The sequence below is a fragment of the Paenibacillus sonchi genome (assembly GCF_016772475.1).
Classification (GTDB): Bacteria; Bacillota; Bacilli; order Paenibacillales; family Paenibacillaceae; genus Paenibacillus_AQ; species Paenibacillus_AQ sonchi.
Map to the genome: position 1 here is coordinate 520,289 of NZ_CP068595.1, position 18,200 is coordinate 538,488.

Genomic DNA, 18,200 nt, shown 5'->3' on the forward strand with positions numbered 1-18,200 from the left:
ATATTTCTAGTACTACTGCTAGCATAGATAGAGCCGAAACCCTATGACTACACTACTCTGATAAAAAATAACAATAAACCAGTAATACCCATTCTACCATCAATAGAACGCGAGGTCACCCTTTACGAGAAAAAAATCCGAACAATCTATGAAGTTTTTTGTGAGATTGTAGATAATCTGCTCGAATAATCTCTTCATTATTAACGATTCTTAGCGCATTTTGACGAAAAAGATCGGATGCTGTCGTTCCTAATTCTTTGGTCAAAACCCCGTAGGCCTCACTCAGACCAAACGGACGATGCTGATTGTCATGGGCGTCCGAGGCAATCACATGTACAGCATTCCTGCGGCACAGGTCCAATGACAGCTTCTGCAGCTTGCTTCCGAACGTTCCGGCCAGGCTCTGGGCAGTAAGCTGGCCCAGTGCGCCCAGCTCTATTAATCTTGTCAACTTGGAAGGATCGGCAGCTACCTCGGCATTGCGCTCCGGATGGGCAATTACTGGCACAAAGCCTTGAATCAGCAGTTCATGGCAGGTCTCTTCCATTGAACGCGGTACCCGGGAAGAAGGCATTTCCAGCAAAATATACCGTGAACCTGCAAGCGTCAGGAGCTGGCCCTGCTCCAGATCATTCAGCAGATCACTATAAATGCGGATTTCCTGGCCGGGAAGCACCTGCAGCGGAAGATCGGCCTGCCGGAGTCTCTGATTCAGCTGCTCCACAGCTTGTCCAATATTCGGAGCGGGGTTCAAATAGACTCCGTTGGCATGATGAGGCGTGGCGACAACAGTGGAAATTCCATCCTTCCCGGCAGCCTGAGCCATAGCAAGAGCCGCGTCCCAATCGGCAGCCCCGTCGTCCATGAAGGGTAGAATGTGACTATGGATATCTATCATATGCTTTTTATCGGTCCCTCTCTAGCGTATATTTATAGTTTTCTAAAAAAAATACAACCATTTCGCTAGGAAATGATTGCTAAATTTTTAAATAGTATGCCCTGCTAGGCTTCCAGCTCGAACAGCTTCCGGGTGACCTCGGCAAGGTTTCTGTCAATCTCTTGAATTTCCTCATTCCCGCATACCCGGTTACGCTGATCAAGCAGACGGTCGATGTTGACACGCAAGCTCTCAATCTCCTGCTCAACCGTATCGGACTTGTAGAGACGCAGCATTTCGGCAAGCGAGTGCCTGTGCTGATAGACCAGCTTGCTGCCCAGCGGCGTAACCTCAGAGATTCTGCGGACCGAGCCGTTCTCGTATACATACACCATGGTGAGGCCTTGATATATTCGATTTACCGTTCCGGTTCCCTTGTAGGTGACGAACAGCTTGCGGATTGCGTTATTCAGATGCGGGTTCACAATTCGGCAGGACAAGGTGCATACGTAGATGCTGCCTCTTTGCTGGAAAGACAAATGAACCTCCTCGCCTCCCGCTTCCTCCAGGACGATTTCCTGTTCCCCGCCGCCCAGAATTTTCACCCGGTGGCTGATGAAGCAGGTATCGGCTGTAAGCAGAAACTGTTTCATTTGAAATTCCGTCATTTGCAAAGTCGCCTTCACATATTCTGTTGCCAATCTCTGAGCCATGACCATCCCTCAATTCTTTGTAGCAGCCTTTAGCATGATTATACAATGAAGAGCAGCAGGTTTTCTCATCAGGGGGAACAGGATATAGGCCGATAATTCATCTTATAACGGGAGAAAAGGATAAGAGCTACGGAATACATATGTATTCCTCACTATTCTGTGAGTAATACGCGCTGATCCTATGGAATACGCATCACCGGGTTACCATTCAAGCCTCGGAAGGATCTTCCGGCTGCGCTTCATTTCCAGCATCTTCAATCCCCGGCTCTAGGGCCGGATCTTCTTCGGAAGCTTGATTATAGCGCTCAATTAGCTCCCATAATTCATCTCTGCCGAGACCGATCTCGGAGGAAAAGGAAATGAAGTTATCGCCCGGCAGCACGCCCAGCTCCTGCTTCATAATCTTGATGTGCTTCGGCCAGCGGGTTTTGGGAATCTTGTCCGCTTTGGTAGCCACAACACACAGGGGCAGATCGTAATGCTTCAGCCAGTCGAACATCATCTTGTCATTGCCCGTAGGCGGGTGGCGAAGATCCACAATGAGCAGGACCAGCTTCAGAGTGTCGCGCTCGGCCAGATATTTCTCGACCATTTTGCCCCAGGAGGCGCGCTGGGTTTTGGACACCTTCGCATAACCATAGCCTGGGAAGTCGACAAAATACATGCTTTCATTAACCCGGTAATAGTTCATATGCTGCGTCTTGCCCGGTGTGGAGCTGGTACGGGCCAGATTCTTGCGGTTGATCATCCGGTTGATCAGAGAAGACTTCCCGACGTTGGAGCGCCCTGCCAGAGCAATCTCCGGCAAGGCGTCAACAGGGTATTGATCAGGGCCTACGGCGCTGATGATAAATTCGGCATTGTTAACTTTCATAGGACTTCCTTTCTAATGCACACTACTCGGCGCTTCACTGCTGATTTCATTATGATGTTCGACCAGTGCATGCTTCAGCACCTGATCCATATGGGAAACCGGCACGAACTCCACATCGCTGCGGACGCTCTCCGGGATGTCCTTCAAGTCGCGCTCATTGTCCTTTGGCAGCAGGATTTTTTTGTATCCGGCCCGGTGGGCGGCAAGCGACTTCTCCTTCAGCCCGCCAATCGGCAGAACCCGGCCGCGCAGCGTAATCTCGCCGGTCATCGCCACATCCTTCGAGACATAACGTTTCGTAAGTGCAGAGATCAGCGCGGTTGCAATCGTAATCCCTGCAGACGGTCCGTCCTTTGGAATGGCGCCTTCGGGAATGTGAATGTGAATATCGTTCTTTTCATAAAAATCGGGTGCCAGTCCCAGTTCCTCGGCCTTCGAACGGGTATAGCTGAAGGCGGCCTGTGCCGATTCCTTCATCACATCGCCCAGTTGACCCGTCAGGATCAGCTTGCCGGTTCCCTGGACCACTGTCACTTCAATGAGCAGCGTATCACCGCCCACTTCCGTCCAGGCCAGTCCGGTAACTGTACCGATCTGATCCTCCAGCTCCGCCATTCCATAGCGGTATTTCGAAGCGCCTAGGTAATCCTTGACCTCAGCGGGAAGGATACTTACCTGCTCCTTCTCGCCCGATACGATAATCTTCGCAGCCTTGCGGCACAGCGCAGCGATCTGCTGCTCCAGATTGCGCACCCCGGACTCCCGGGTATACTCGCGGACAATTTTGAGCAGGGTATCGTCTTCAATGGACAGCTGCCCTTCCTCCAGCCCGTGGTTCTTGCGCTGCTTCGGCAGCAGATAGCGGCTGGCAATCTGCAGCTTCTCCAGCTCCGTATAGCCGGGAATGAACAGCATCTCCATCCGGTCCAGCAGCGGACGCGGAATATTATGCACGGTATTGGCCGTCGTCACGAACATGACGTTCGAGAGGTCAAACGGCAGCTCGACGAAATGGTCGCTGAACGTGTTGTTCTGTTCGGGGTCCAGCACTTCCAGCAGCGCAGCCGACGGGTCGCCCCGGAAATCCGCCGCCATCTTGTCAATCTCATCCAGCAGGAACACCGGATTGATGCTCCCTGCAGTCTTCATCCCCTGGATGATCCGGCCCGGCATAGCACCTACATAGGTGCGGCGGTGGCCGCGGATCTCAGCTTCGTCGCGCACGCCCCCCAGTGAGATACGCACGAACTTGCGGTTCAGCGAACGGGCGATGGAGCGCGCGAGCGAGGTTTTGCCGACGCCCGGAGGACCTACCAGACAGAGAATCGGCCCCTTCAGCTTCTTGACCAGCTTCTGCACTGCAAGATACTCCAGCACACGTTCCTTGGGCTTCTCCAGACCATAATGGTCCGCATCCAGCACCTGCTCTGCCTTCAGGATATCCAGGTCATCTTCGGTAGACTCGGTCCACGGCAGACTCAGCAGCATATCGACATAATTGCGGATCACGCCGCCTTCAGCCGAGCTTGCCGGCATTTTTTCGAGCCGGTCGATCTCTTTCTCAATCTTTTCCTTTACGCGTTCAGGCAGTTCCTTCTCTTCCATCAGGGTGCGCAGTTCATCGGCTTCGCCGGCCCGGCCTTCCTTGTCGCCAAGCTCCTTCTGGATCGCTTTCATTTGCTCACGGAGATAATACTCTTTCTGCGTCTTCTCCATCTGCTTCTTCACCCGCTGGTTGATCTTGCGTTCGAGTTCCAGCACCTCGCGTTCATTGTTGAGAATATCCAGCAGCTTCTCCAGACGTTTGCTGACATCGATGGTCTCCAGGATCTCCTGCTTATCCTTGATCTTCAGCGCCAAATGGCTCGTAATGACGTCGGCCAGCCGGCCCGGCTCCTCGATATCAGATACGGCAGCGAGCGTCTCGGGAGTGACTTTTTTGGAGAGGGTGATGTAATGCTCGAACTGGTTCAGCACGGTGCGCATTAAGGCATCGCTCTGCTGGTCCACATCCTCTTCCTCAGGCAGCACACGCGCCATCACCTCGTAATACTCCTCGTTGTCCGTATAGTTAATAATTTCGGCCCGTTCCACGCCTTCCACAAGCACACGGATCGTGCCGTTGGGAAGCTTGAGCATCTGCCGCACATTAGCGACCGTGCCGACCCGAAAAATATCTTCTTGTCCCGGCTCCTCGATATTCACTTCCGACTGGGAGCAGAGGAGAATCAGGTTATCTTCAACCATAGCTTTTTCCAGCGCCCGAACTGACTTCTCGCGTCCCACATCCAGGTGAAGAACCATGCTGGGATATACAAGAAGACCTCTAAGCGGCAATAAAGGAAAACGACGACCTTTGGATTTGCTTTGTATCATCGCTTTCGCACCTCCCATGGTTCTCAAGTAGTGTCATATGCTTCATTCTAACAAAAGCGGCTTCAAAACACCAACAGGCCAAGCCCTCCTGCTGCTTCCAGTCCATATAATCCGCTTTGCCAGACCTGTTTTATTATTCGCTGCTTATTCCCGGAATATGTCTGCACGGTCCTAATGCAAAAAACAGGCCTCCGTGACACAACCAAATGGTGTGCCGGAAGCCTGCCGGGATATTACAGCTGCTGATCATAGAAGGAAACGTAGACCAGCAGATGGCTAAGCGCCTTCAAGCTTGAATCAACCCGTCGCGCTGTCGCCGCTGGCATCCGCTTTCAGCAGCGAAGGAGCCGCCGAGAAGGTTTCGCCGGATACAGCCGGAAGGCGCACATCCGCAGTTTCAGCGCCGAACAGATGACGGAACACTTCCTCTACCGTTTCCATCGGAATCACCTGCAGCGGGGCCAGATCGGCAAACAGCGACTGCCAGTTCTCTTTGGGAATCAGTACAGTAGTTGCCCCTGCCTGGAAGGCTGCCTCCACCTTGGCAATTACGCCGCCTACCGGCTTCACCCGTCCGTGAATGCCGATCTCTCCGGTAATGGCTACGGTGTTATCCACCGGCAGCTGCCGGATGGCAGAGACAATGGCCACCGCCATTGCCACTCCGGCGGAAGGGCCGTCTATCGGCGTTCCCCCGGGAAGTTCACATGCAGATCATAGCGGTCCGGCTCCAGATTCATGGCCCGGAGGACTGTCAGCACATTTTCGAGCGAGCCTTTGGCCATGCTCTTGCGCCGGATCGTCCGCGAGCCGCCGCGGGTCTCTTCTTCGTCCACCACTCCGGTCACATTAAGCCTTCCCTGCCCGCTTTTGGCGGGTGCGGCAGAAACCTCAATCTCAAGCAGCGTACCCATACCCGGACCATATACGGCCAGTCCATTGACCAGGCCAATCTGCGGTGAAGACGGAATCTTGCGCTCCGTGCGCATGGGCAGCTGGCTGCTGCTGGCTACCCACTCGACTTCGGCTGCACTCAGGGTATCCCGTCCTTCAGTTAATGCAAGCCCCGCCGCCAATTGGATCATGTTGACTGCCTCGCGGCCATTGGTGGCGTATTGCTGCACCACTTCAATGGCTTCGGGACTGGGCTTCAGCCCGATCTTCTGGACCGCATCGCGTCCGATGACGGCAATCTCCTCCGGCAGCAGCGGCCGGAAATAGATTTCCATGCAGCGGGAACGCAATGCCGGTGAAATTTCTTCCGGCGAACGCGTGGTGGCGCCCACCAGCCGAAAATCGGCCGGCAGGCCATTTTGAAAAATATCGTGAATATACGCAGGTGTATTGCTGTCCTCGGAGTTGTAATACGCGCTCTCCAGCAGCACTTTACGGTCCTCCAGCACCTTCAGCAGCTTATTCATCTGAATCGGATGCAGCTCTCCGATCTCGTCCAGGAAAAGGATGCCGCCATGCGCCTTGGTTACCGCCCCCGGCTTCGGCTGCGGCACACCGGCCACGCCCATCGCCCCTGCTCCCTGATAGATCGGGTCATGCACGGAGCCAATCAGCGGATCGGCAATGCCGCGTTCGTCAAAACGGGCGGTGGTGGCATCAATCTCCGTGAATTTCGCATCGCTTTTGAAGGGAGAGAGCCCATTTTTTTGGCTTCCTCCATTACCACGCGCGCAGCCGCTGTCTTTCCGACACCAGGCGGCCCGTAAATAATGACATGCTGCGGGTTGGCACTGCACAGTGCCGCTTTCAGGGCGCGCAGCCCGTCCTTTTGCCCCACGATATCTCCAATGGAGGCCGGACGCGTCTTCTCAGACAGCGGCTTGGTCAGGGAGATCATCCGCATTTTGCGCAGCTTGTCCAGCTCCTTGCGCGACTCCCGGTCCACCGCCGTTTTATTGGTCTTCTGTCCCCGCAGCAGATTCCAAAAATAAACGCCGATGACCAGCGCGAAAAAGAGCTGCACGATCATCAGCAATATACTTAATTCCATAGGTCATCCTCCTGTTCGCTTCAGTCTACCTGTCCTGTATTTGGCTACTACTAGGTAGTATAGCCTTTTCGGTCATTCGTAAACGCCTGCATACAGAATTATAGCAAACGGAAATACTTAGCAGACAGGAGGTACCGTTATGACTGAGCTGAATCAGGCGGATACACCTCAAGCAGGGCTGTCCGGCAAATGAAAAATAAAACGCCCCGCTCCCCTGCCGGTTATCCGGTGCGGGACGGGACGTTCGCTTATGATCTTATAATTGCTTACAGAATTCCGGGTTCTGCTTCACTTTCGGGAATTATTGCTCTGTGTTGCCTGATTGCACTGCCGGTGCCAGCCCTGCATGCTTGCGGCCCGGAATTTCGCCGGTGGCTTCAAAATGAACAACGATCGCATCAATTTCTTTCTTCAGCTCGGAGACAAGTTCGGCTTCAGGCACCTTGCGGATCATCTGGCCGTAACGGAACAGCAGACCTTCCCCGCGCGCACCGGCAATACCTATGTCGGCTTCACGCGCCTCACCCGGGCCGTTAACCGCGCAGCCCAGCACGGATACCTTGATCGGCACCTTCAGCTTGGAGATATACTCTTCCACTTCATTGGCGATGGAGAAGAGGTCAATATCCAGCCGTCCGCAGGTCGGGCAGGAAATCAGCGTAGGCGCGTTAGAGATCAGACCGAAGGTCTTCAGCAGCTCACGGGCCACCTTCACCTCTTCCACCGGATCCGCACTGAGCGAGATCCGCACGGTGCTGCCGATGCCCATCGAGAGTAGCGCACCGATCCCGGCCGAGCTCTTCACCGTACCGGCAAACAGCGTGCCGGATTCGGTAATCCCCAGGTGCAGCGGGTAGGGAATCACTTCCGCGGCCTTGCGGTAGGCTTCGATGGCCATAGGGACATCAGAGGCTTTGAGGGATACGATGATATCATCGAAATCGAGTTCTTCCAGAATTCCGATATGGTACAGAGCGCTCTCTACCATGGCTTCCGGGGTCGGATAGCCGTATTTCTCCAGGAGATGGCTCTCCAGAGAACCGGCATTGACGCCGATACGGATCGGAATGCCTTTTTCCTTACAGGCTTTGACGACTGCTTCCACCTTGTCCCGGCGTCCAATGTTACCCGGATTGATGCGCACTTTGTCGATGCCGTTCTCTATCGCCAGCAAAGCCAGCTTATAATTAAAATGAATATCCGCCACCAGCGGAATATGAATCCGCGCCTTAATCTCCTTAATGGCTGCTGCCGCTTCTTCATTGTTGACCGTCACGCGCACAAGCTGACAGCCCGCTTCTTCCAGCCGCAGAATCTCGGCTACCGTTGCTTCGACATCAGCTGTTTTGGTTGTACACATGCTTTGAATAGCAACCTCGTTGTTTCCCCCAATAATAACCCCGCCAACATTGACGGGACGGGTCTGGTGTCTCAAGAACATGGTTTTCTCCCCCATAACGATCAAAGCTCCACCCTCCCCGCGCCGTACAGGCGGTTGTAAGGTGGAGACAATGACTTGTATTGTTAATGACTGTATGGTGAAGGAAAGGGCTCTTAGGCGCTTTCCTCTTTTTTCTTGTCTTTCTTCAGGCTAAGTTCAGGCAGGGACTTCTCCTGCACCACCTGTTCCGTAATGACACAGTCTTTGATGTCATCGCGTGAAGGCACCTCATACATTACATCGAGCATAATGCTCTCAATAATGGCACGCAAGCCACGGGCACCCGTGTTGCGCTTGATGGCTTCCTTGGCAATGGCCTCAAGAGCGAGCGGCTCGAACTTCAGCGCTACATTGTCCATTTCCAGCAGCTTGATATACTGCTTGGTGAGTGCATTCTTCGGTTCCGACAGAATCCGGACCAGTGTATTCTCATCAAGCGGCTCCAGTGTCGAGATGACCGGCAAGCGGCCGACAAACTCGGGGATCAGACCGAACTTGAGCAGGTCTTCCGGCAATACCATGGACAGATATTCGCCAGTCTTCAGGTCCTTCTGTCCTTCTACCGCTGCATTGAAACCGATGACCTTTTTGCCGATACGGCGTTTGATCATTTGTTCCAGGCCGTCAAAAGCCCCGCCGACGATAAACAGAATATTCGTGGTGTCGATCTGAATGAATTCCTGATGCGGATGCTTGCGTCCGCCTTGTGGAGGTACAGAAGCTACAGTGCCTTCAAGAATCTTCAGCAAAGCCTGCTGCACGCCTTCACCGGAAACGTCACGTGTAATGGACGGATTCTCGGATTTGCGGGCCACTTTGTCAATTTCATCAATATAGATAATGCCGCGTTCTGCTTTTTCCACATCATAATCAGCAGCCTGAATCAGCTTCAGCAGGATGTTCTCTACATCCTCACCCACATATCCCGCTTCCGTAAGGGAAGTGGCATCTGCGATGGCAAAAGGAACGTTAATAATCTTCGCCATGGTCTGCGCCAAGAGTGTTTTACCGGAGCCGGTTGGACCGAGAAGCAGAATGTTGCTCTTCGTCAGCTCCACATCTTCGATCTTGCTCTGGCTGTTGACACGTTTGTAGTGATTGTATACGGCTACGGAAAGCGATTTCTTCGCTTGCTCCTGGCCGATGACGTATTGATCAAGGATGTCGCGGATTTCCTTCGGCTTTGGAATATCCTTCAGATCCAGCTCTTCCTCATGGCCGAGCTCCTCTTCCACGATTTCCGTGCACAGCTCGATGCATTCATCACATATATAAACGCCAGGTCCTGCTACAAGCTTGCGAACCTGCTCTTGGGATTTGCCGCAAAAGGAACATTTCAGCTGCCCTTTTTCATCATTAAATTTAAACATCTTACCACCCCTTTAAGATTTGATCGGTGAAGAGAGCACCTGGTCAATCAGCCCGTATTCCTTTGCTTCTTCCGCGCTCATGAAGTTATCGCGGTCTGTGTCCCGTTCGATTTTTTCAAGGGGCTGACCTGTGCGATCTACATATATTTGATTCAGCTTCTGTCTCGTCTTCAGAATCCAGTCGGTATGAATCCAGATATCGGATGCCTGACCCTGAACGCCGCCGAGCGGTTGGTGAATCATCACTTCACTGTTGGCGAGTGCGTATCTTTTGCCTGGAGCCCCTGCCGTAAGCAGCAGCGATCCCATGCTTGCCGCCATGCCCACGCAGATCGTCGAGACATCCGGCTTGATGTATTGCATCGTATCATATATACCCATGCCGGCTGTCACAGAACCACCGGGCGAGTTGAGGTACAGGTGAATGTCTTTTTCGGGGTCATCTGCTGCCAGGAACAGCAACTGGGCAATGACCAGATTGGCGACATCATCGTCAATCGCACTGCTTAGGAAGATGATGCGATCCTTGAGCAATCTGGAATAGATATCGTATGACCGTTCTCCCCGACTTGTTGATTCTACAACCATTGGTACCAGACTCATGCCACCAACCTCTTTTCTCTGTACAGATTAGTCTTTCCGTTTCAGAAATATTTTAACACGTTCAAGGCGCGATGTCATTTTTTCACTTCTGCACCGTATCGCATTGTACATGTGCCTGCCATTATAGCGCAAATCCCATGATAATGCCAATCACTCTGACTGTGACTATGTATCATAATAGTTCTCCGTCGATAAAAAATAAGGCACGTAAAGAAATTACGTGCCTTATCTATGTTTATGGAGGCCGCCTTATCTGGCCGTTCTAGATGGAGTCCAGCCTCCGAAAAGGATTATTCAGCGCTTGCTTCTTCTGGTGCAGCTGGAGCTTCAACTTCTACACTGTTCTCCACGAGGAAATCAATGGTCTTGCGCAGCGAAATTTCATCGTTCAAGCTGCTCAGGGAACCGTTGGCTGCCAGAATGCTGCGGATTTCTTCAGGAGTACGTTTGAAGGATTCAGCCATAGAAGCGAGTTCTGCATTCACTTCTTCTTCGGAAACCTCAATGTTCTCTGACTTTGCGATAACTTCCAGAACCAGATTGTTGCGGACGCGTTTTTCAGCATCGCCCTTCATCTGAAGCTCCAGATCTTCACGGGTCTGGCCGGAGAAGCTCAGGAACATATCCATGTTCATGCCCTGCTGGCGCAGACGGTTATCGAAATCGCGAACCATGTTGGCTACTTCACTTGCGATCATGGCCTCAGGAATTTCAACTTCGGCATTAGCTGCCGCTGCGTCAACTACCGCAGTTTCACGTGCGCCTTTGAGTTCATCCTGCTTGCGGGATTCGAGCTGTGCTTTCAGATCTGCTTTGTATTCTTCAAGCGTATCGAATTCACTTACATCCTTCGCAAATTCGTCGTCCAGCTCAGGAAGCTGTTTGCGTTTGATTTCGTGTACTTTCACTTTGAATACTGCCGCTTTGCCGGCAAGGTTCTCAGCATGGTAAGCCTCTGGGAAAGTCACTTCAACATCCTTGAAGTCTCCTGTAGACATGCCCACAACCTGCTCTTCAAAACCTGGAATGAAGGAATTGCTTCCCAGCTCCAGGGAGTGGCGTTCTGCCTGGCCGCCTTCGAATTGCACGCCATCCACAGATCCGTCAAAGTCAATCACAGCAATGTCGCCGTTAGCTGCGGGCTCGTCATCAACCACAACAAGCTCAGCATGACGCTCCTGCAGACGCTTCAATTCAGCGTTCAGCTCATCTTCCGTAATTTCAGCCTTCTGAGCCGGAACTTCGAGGCCTTTGTACTGGCCCAGTACCACTTCAGGCTTAACAGTAACCTTGGCTTTGAAGATGAATGGCTGGCCTTTGGCAAATTGCTCAATATCCACTTCAGGACGGTCTACAGGGAAGATATCGGTTTCTTCAACCGCTTCACCGTAAGCTTCCGGAAGAAGAATGTCGATGGCATCCTGGTACAGGCTTTCCACACCAAAACGGGATTCAAAAATCGGCCGTGGCACTTTGCCTTTACGGAAACCAGGCACGTTGGCTTTCTTCACTACTTTATTAAAAGCTTTGTCGAGCGCTGCAGCTACGCGTTCTGCTTCTACTTCGACTTCTAGAACTCCAAGGTTCTTCTCTATTTTTTCCCAGGTTGCTTTCATATTATACTTTTCCCTCCAAAAATAGGTTACATGTTTTCTTTAAAAAAATTCACGTAATTCACGCACAGAATAACCATTATATTATATACAACATTACTTCATTTATCAAGTAGAGAACTCTTTACAAATCCTTTGAGAGAGCGGTAAGCCCCCTCGAATTGAAAGCGCATGCTGCCTGTGATTCCGTACATGGCCCGCGTTTCCTCTTCCTGCCGCGTTCCGTTCAGGCTCTCGGACACCATCTGGTGCAGCGCACCGGCCCAGATATCCAGCTGCTCGTCCTCTCCTTCCAGAAGCTTGCGGTACTCCGCTGAGCCGTAGACCGACATCATGAACTGTCCCCACAGCTCCTGTGCAAAATAATACAGCGTCGGCTCATGCACTTCCGCCTGCTCGGCCACCCGTTCCAGCACCTGGCCCACCTGCGGCGGAAACTCTTCATTCGTCAGCGGCACCTTTTCAATCTCGACATATGCGACTTCCCCTCCGCGCATCAGCCCGATGGTGCCCTGCGCTCCCCGGCGGCGGAGTGTCTGCAGCGTGCGGAACTGCAAAAGCGGGTGAACCGCTGCCTGCTCCAGCCAGCCCACAAGCGCCTCGTCTACTTGCCCGCCTTCCAGATAGGACAGCTGCTCAAGCGCGAGTATCGTCGACTCTGATAAAGGCTCGTTCATGACCTTCTTCAGCAGCTTGTCAGGATAATCCGCATCCTCTTCAAGCTTCGACTTGGCCAAAATCCGGGCCATGTCCTCTTCCTTCAGATCCTGCTCACTCCCGGAGGGTTCCCTGTCTCCCTCCGCGTCACGGGATGCATAGGGGAAGGCAGCCTCCAGCCAGTCCAGCAGCGACTGCCATTCCTGGTAGTGCCGCTCGTCCTGGCCCTGGCATTGCAGCAAAAACCGCAGCAGTTCCATCGCTTCCCCGTAACGTTCACTCTCCAGCATTACCGTTAACTGGATCTGGTAGTAATCCAGCGTCTTCGGAAACAGCACGATATTCTCTTTGGCGGGGGAATTCGAATGATTAATGAGGGCACCTCCTTTTCTCCGAACCATGATCAATTGTAGATTATAGCATATCCCACTGCGGTTTCAAAAAAACAGGTTGAAAAAGTTATCTACATATGGTAACATAATTTTTGCTTGCTTTTCAGTAATGCTCTTATGTCCCGGTAGCTCAGCTGGATAGAGCATGCGCCTTCTAAGCGCACGGTCGGGGGTTCGAATCCCTCCCGGGACGTCACCTGACAGCCTCCCTTCGGGGAGGCTGTTTGTGCGTCCGGGGGATGAGAACCCACAGGCGGGTTCGTTGGATCTTTCGCTTCGGGAGGGCCCGCTTCGCAATCAGCCGGACTCCGTTCCGGATTACAGATACGCTATTTGCCTCAAAAATGTGTTTCATAGAGCATCGCGGACTGGAGAGACGTTATTCCGGCCAACGCAGCAACAATCGGGTGTATTTTAGAATCGTTCAAATTGACGCTCGGTGCGCGTTCTATTGCACTTCATACAGTAGAAATTGCCGATTCGGCTTCAAAATGGACTAAACGTATTTTTCTATTGCAGATAATACAATAGAAATGAAACAAGCCGGATTTTTAGCTCAAACAATTGCAGAAAATGCAATAGATTCGCCAAGCCGGGCAGCTACGAGGCTAAGCCGAGTGCATGTGCCCTTACATGCGCAACAGATGCACTAGAGAACTGTCGAAATTTGTTGCAAGTATGGAATTGCTTTCATTTTAGTATTATCAACAATTTTAAGCAATTGTATATTTTCCGTAAACTAAACCGGGTGCCGCCCCTTTATCAAGGACGGCACCCGGTTCATAGAAAAACAGATAACTTCAGCTGTTCAGCGTCCCCGGCGGCGTCCGAGCCACAGAGGGAAGCGGAACATGAAATTGATCAGCAGCACCACAAACACCAGCACAGCCGCAGACTTGTCGGCAATCTGCCGCGCATCCTCCACGATGGCCTCAGACTGCACATACCACAGATGCACTGCCAGCGTCTCGCCCGGCGAGAACAGATTGAAATCCCACATCTCTCCCGAAGTGCTGAGGCCCGCCGTCAGAATAATAACAGCCGACTCGCCGAAGGCGCGTCCGGCCACGAGACAGACACCGGTCACAATCGCCGGCATCGCTACCGGCAGCACCACCTTGCGGATGACATGGAACTTGGTCATCCCGAGGGCATAGCCGGCCTCACGAATTTCTCCGGGAACGGCGCGCACCGCTTCTTCCGTGACCCGGGCCAGCATCGGCAGGTTGAGCAGCGCCAGGCTGACTCCCCCGCCGAGAATGGTCAGTCCCACGTTGAAGTATTCGGCGAAGATGGCGAGGCCGAGCAGCCCGAATACAATAGAAGGAACCGAGGACAACGACTCTACGCAGATGCGCAGCGCGCCGGTAAAGCGGTTGTCCGGCGCATATTCCGCCATATAAATCCCGGCTCCGATACCGATCGGAATCGAAATCAGCAGCGAGATGAACAGAATATAAAAGGAGTTGAACAGCACCGGGCCAATACCGCCTCCGGCATCGATTTCCTCCGGCTGCTTGATCAGGAAGTCCGGTCTCAGCGAAGGCAGGCCTTTGCTCAGAATGGTGAAGAGCAGCCAGAAAATCAGCAGCATGACCAGAGCGCCCAGAGTGTAGAAAGCGATGTTTGCGATTTTATTGTTCCGCTGGGAACGGGCCGTATGGCGGGTACGGGTGAAATTCATGCCGCATCCCTCCTTTTCCGGCCTAATATGCGGATGATGAGGATCAGCACAAACGAGATTAACAGCAGCAGAAAGGCCATCATGTGCAGCGCATAGTTCCAGGTGGAGTCAAATTCCACATTGGAGATTTGCATCACAATGTTGCTGGTCAGCACCGAAGATGGTGTGAACAGTGACTTGGCCAGCTGCGGCGTGTTACCGATGACCATGACCACGGCCATCGTCTCGCCGACCGCACGGGTCATGCCCAGAATAACTGCAGAGATAATGCCTCTGCTGGCCGCAGGCAGAACAACACGCATAATAACCTGCAGGCGGGTGGAGCCGAGGGCATAGGCTGCATCGCGGTATTTGCGCGGAACGGCAACGATGGCATCATCGCTGATCCGGCAAATGGTCGGGAGCACCATCAAGGCAAGCACAAGCGCAGCAGCAAGCAGGCCATCCCCGAGCCCCTCACCGCTGACTCTGCGCAGAAAAGGCAATAACACAGTCAGCCCCAGATAGCCGTATACAATGGAAGGAATGCCGACCAGCAAATCAAGCACCGGCCGGATAAAGCTAGTGAGCCATTTCGGAGCGATCTCCGCACAGAGCACAGCCATCCCCACTGAGACAGGCACCGCGATGAGCAGCGTCAGGGCTGTCAGCGATAATGTATTTACAATAAAGGCAGCGGCGCCAAAGGCTTCCTCTTCCGGGCTCCAGTTGAACGAGAAGAAGAAATCCAGCGGCGAGATGTTGTCGAATAGAAGCAGCGCCGTTTTGCCGATGAATACAATGACAAGTCCAAGCACCAGACAAAGTGCAAGGATGCTGAACAGAAAATAATAACGAAACATAGTGTTGCTGAACAAGTGCCTGTTGTGGCGTTTGGCGCTTATGCCGCCTTCTGCAAGGCTGCCCTTCTGTGCCCTCGATGCCAGGTTCTGGACCGGTGCCCCCATACTTTCCCTCCTGTAAGCGGCCACCCCCGCATGATATCGGAGCTGGCCGCTGTTACCGTTCAATATATGTTTATGATTCCCAGAGACTTACACTTAGCCCTTCATTGCAGCAATCGGAATGAATTTAAGCTTCTTCAAAGAACCATTCTGGAACTTTTTGCTCTGCACATAATCAATGAATTCCTTGGTTGCGCCGGTAGGCTGGCCTTTAGTCATGTAGTAGCCGTAAGCCCAAATCTTGTACGAACCATTAATGACATTATCCGTAGTTGCTGCCACACCGTTGAATTTCACAGCCTTGATGTCGCTGCCGCTTACATAGACAAGGTCAATGTAGCCGATGGCGTTAGGGGTTGTAGCAACGGCTGTTTTCATGTCACCGCTTGAGCCGGTTTCCTTGTAATTCTTCTCTTTCTTCACGATATCTCCGCCAGCCAGAGCCTTGGCCTGGTAGTTGACACGGGTACCGGAACCGAAGGCGCGGGTAACCACTACAATGCTGGCATCCGATCCGCCGACTTCTTTCCAGTTGGTGATTTTACCGGAATAAATACCTTGCAGCTGTTCTGTGGACAGGTTGTCTACACCTACATTTTTGTTGACGATGGTGGCAAAAGGAATAACGGCTACCTTGTTGGCCACTTGTCCGTCAAAAGCTTTGAAGCCGGGAACGTCGATGCTGGCATCCCAGTCGCATGCGCCGATGTCGGCAATGCCCTTCTTCACAGCCTGCGGTCCGGTTACAGAGCCTTTACCGGAAGCGGCGATTTTGACTTTCGGGTGCAGCTTCTGGAATTCCTTGGCGGCCTGCAGGGTCAGCGGAAGCAGTGCAGTTGATCCGTTGACGGTAATTTTACCTTTTAGAGAGTCAGCTGCGGCCGCGATTCCGGCAAAAGATGCAGTTACTGCGATGACAGCGGTCAATGCTGTGACTGTTAATTTTTTGAAAACCTTCATGAATAATTTCTCCTCTCGGCGATTGCGCCGTTATATTGTGTAGGTTATGCCTTAGTCGGTTGATCTGGAGAGCTGGAGAGCTTTGCCGCTCTGAATTGCAAGCACCTTGCCGTCGCTGATAACAGCGAGCTTGCTGCCGTCTTTCGATACCGCTACTTCCGAAACATCTTCGGTGGAGTGGAACAGCACAGTTTTGCCGCCGCTGCCGTCGATGGAATAGACAGATGTGCTTCCGTCAGCCGCGATACCGGAAACGATCAAGCCTGAAGCTACACCAGCAACCCAAGTTGGTTCAACGTCAAGGGCGATGCTGCTGATGGTGCCGTCCGTCCCAATGGATTTTAGCGTATTGGCTGCATTGCCGTCCGGATCAGCACTCAGGTATACCACGCTGCCATTCGCCAGAATTTCCGGATACAGCTTGTTGTCCAGGGCTGTGGTCAGGGCTGCAGGCTTCGCATCTTTGGCGGCAAGGTCCAGCTTATAGATTTGCTCCCCAGCTTTGCTGAAGTCTACGGTAAGTGAATCTTCGGTGCTGTCGGCATCATTTTTAGCCACGCCTGTTACGTTCACAATGTACACAACACTTTTGGCATCGGAAGACAGACGCAGCTCTGATTTGTTCTCTACCTTGTCTTCAAGCACAGCTTTGACGACTCCGGTCTCCACGGAGATTTGAGCAATCTTCTCCTGCTTGTCCCCCTGGATGAAGTAGATTGTCTTGCCGTCCGCCGACCAGACCAGATCTGTTTTCACACTGGTGTCGGTCCCGAGGGAAGAGATGGCTCCACTGGCGAGATTGATCAGCTTGAGCTGGCCTGTCTCATCGGTGAACGCGCCCCATTTCTGATCGGCAGAAACCGCGAAATCCGATGCGCTGTTATTGGAAGAGAAAATTTCATAATCGCCAGGGTAAGCGTTGAATTTGAAAAGCTGGGCGGTTTCGGAATCGCTTTTGTTCGCAATGATGCTTCCGTCTGCATTCCAATGAAGGGTATCGAACTGGCCTTCCGGACGGGCAAAACTCAGGATCGTGTGGTCTTCAGCCTGGAGTTCTCCGCCAAGGGCGGTAACCAGCTTAGTCAGCTCTACGTAGGCCTTGCCGTTATAAATTACAGGAGCAACGGTGAACTGCTGAGCCGCACCATCCACTTGATAACCTTTTGCACCTGTCTTAATGAGTACATTATGTAATCCTTTGCTGTCGTTCAGTTCAAAACCGCTGCTGCTAATGATCAGCTTGGCTCCAAGCTCACCGGCCACTTGATTTAGCGAATACAGCTTGTACCCGCCGCTGTTAATGGTACTGAGTGCAACCGGCGTTCCGTTCACAGACCAGGTCATGCTGCTTTCCTTGACTGCTGCGGAATTTACGGCGGCGGCATTAGCGCTGCTGCTTGTTGCCGCAATACTTCCCGCTCCTCCTGCAACGAGAATTGCTGAAGCCAAAGCCGCGCTGAACCATTTACTATTTCTCAATTAGACTCACCCTTTTCCTATAGGTAACTGCTAATGCTATTTTCATCTACGAGTGTCAATTCTGTTCGAGAGGAATGTTATGGAAATATTAACTGATGATGAATGGCGTACAGCCTGCATCAAGTGGAAACGGCTACGCCGTCCTTATAAGGACGGTACCCGTTTCAGCGAGAAATAGAAGGATAATTTATAGCGCGAAGCATATAAATTCT

Annotated in this window: 13 protein-coding genes, 1 tRNA gene and 1 pseudogene; 1 reads left to right on the plus strand and 14 read right to left on the minus strand. The window is 52.5% G+C overall.

Translation table 11 applies throughout. The features are described from left to right. Window positions 1–115: 115 nt before the first annotated feature. The 10 genes and pseudogenes from JI735_RS02365 to JI735_RS02410 form a co-directional block, all read right to left on the minus strand. Window positions 116–898 (minus strand): tyrosine-protein phosphatase, encoded by a 783-nt coding sequence (locus JI735_RS02365; protein ID WP_039838056.1) that lies wholly within the window; start codon window positions 896–898, stop codon window positions 116–118. A 104-nt stretch (window positions 899–1,002) separates the two neighbouring features. Beyond that, window positions 1,003–1,590 (minus strand): hypothetical protein, encoded by a 588-nt coding sequence (locus JI735_RS02370; protein WP_039838057.1) that lies wholly within the window; start codon window positions 1,588–1,590, stop codon window positions 1,003–1,005. 208 nt (window positions 1,591–1,798) lie between these two features. Next, complete coding sequence (gene yihA, locus JI735_RS02375) at window positions 1,799–2,464, minus strand: ribosome biogenesis GTP-binding protein YihA/YsxC (protein ID WP_039838058.1); 666 nt, start codon at window positions 2,462–2,464, stop codon at window positions 1,799–1,801. A 12-nt stretch (window positions 2,465–2,476) separates the two neighbouring features. Then, window positions 2,477–4,840 carry an endopeptidase La gene (gene lon, locus JI735_RS02380; RefSeq protein WP_051052156.1) on the minus strand — a complete coding sequence of 788 codons (2,364 nt, stop codon included), beginning with the start codon at window positions 4,838–4,840 and terminating at the stop codon, window positions 2,477–2,479. A 297-nt stretch (window positions 4,841–5,137) separates the two neighbouring features. Further along, a pseudogene (lonB, locus tag JI735_RS02385) lies at window positions 5,138–6,845 on the minus strand (ATP-dependent protease LonB). Window positions 6,846–7,146: 301 nt separating this feature from the next. After that, the gene (ispG, locus tag JI735_RS02390; protein WP_039838064.1) at window positions 7,147–8,286 is read right to left on the minus strand and encodes a flavodoxin-dependent (E)-4-hydroxy-3-methylbut-2-enyl-diphosphate synthase; all 1,140 of its coding nucleotides are present in this window, start codon (window positions 8,284–8,286) and stop codon (window positions 7,147–7,149) included. Between the two features lie 113 nt (window positions 8,287–8,399). After that, on the minus strand, window positions 8,400–9,656 hold the full coding sequence (clpX, locus tag JI735_RS02395; protein ID WP_020430248.1) for an ATP-dependent protease ATP-binding subunit ClpX: 1,257 nt from the start codon (window positions 9,654–9,656) through the stop codon (window positions 8,400–8,402). A gap of 12 nt (window positions 9,657–9,668) precedes the next feature. After that, window positions 9,669–10,259 carry an ATP-dependent Clp endopeptidase proteolytic subunit ClpP gene (gene clpP, locus JI735_RS02400; RefSeq protein WP_039838062.1) on the minus strand — a complete coding sequence of 197 codons (591 nt, stop codon included), beginning with the start codon at window positions 10,257–10,259 and terminating at the stop codon, window positions 9,669–9,671. A gap of 290 nt (window positions 10,260–10,549) precedes the next feature. Beyond that, the gene (gene tig, locus JI735_RS02405; protein ID WP_039838063.1) at window positions 10,550–11,875 is read right to left on the minus strand and encodes a trigger factor; all 1,326 of its coding nucleotides are present in this window, start codon (window positions 11,873–11,875) and stop codon (window positions 10,550–10,552) included. A gap of 98 nt (window positions 11,876–11,973) precedes the next feature. Next, window positions 11,974–12,930 carry a hypothetical protein gene (locus JI735_RS02410; RefSeq protein WP_051052157.1) on the minus strand — a complete coding sequence of 319 codons (957 nt, stop codon included), beginning with the start codon at window positions 12,928–12,930 and terminating at the stop codon, window positions 11,974–11,976. A 110-nt stretch (window positions 12,931–13,040) separates the two neighbouring features. Between JI735_RS02410 and JI735_RS02415 the strand changes: the two genes are divergently transcribed. Further along, window positions 13,041–13,114 (plus strand) — tRNA-Arg (locus tag JI735_RS02415). A gap of 615 nt (window positions 13,115–13,729) precedes the next feature. On the opposite strand, the gene pstA is transcribed toward JI735_RS02415, so the two are convergent. The 4 genes from pstA to JI735_RS02435 form a co-directional block, all read right to left on the minus strand. Continuing rightward, window positions 13,730–14,605, minus strand: a complete 876-nt coding sequence (gene pstA / locus JI735_RS02420; protein WP_020427192.1) for a phosphate ABC transporter permease PstA — start codon at window positions 14,603–14,605, stop codon at window positions 13,730–13,732. Then, window positions 14,602–15,552, minus strand: coding sequence for a phosphate ABC transporter permease subunit PstC (gene pstC / locus JI735_RS02425; RefSeq protein WP_020427191.1), 951 nt, complete (start codon window positions 15,550–15,552; stop codon window positions 14,602–14,604). The genes pstA and pstC overlap by 4 nt, the downstream gene beginning before the upstream one ends. A 93-nt stretch (window positions 15,553–15,645) precedes the next feature. Then, window positions 15,646–16,509 (minus strand): phosphate ABC transporter substrate-binding protein, encoded by an 864-nt coding sequence (locus JI735_RS02430; RefSeq protein WP_039838068.1) that lies wholly within the window; start codon window positions 16,507–16,509, stop codon window positions 15,646–15,648. 51 nt (window positions 16,510–16,560) lie between these two features. Then, window positions 16,561–17,988 carry a TolB family protein gene (locus JI735_RS02435; RefSeq protein ID WP_039838069.1) on the minus strand — a complete coding sequence of 476 codons (1,428 nt, stop codon included), beginning with the start codon at window positions 17,986–17,988 and terminating at the stop codon, window positions 16,561–16,563. Window positions 17,989–18,200 lie beyond the last annotated feature (212 nt).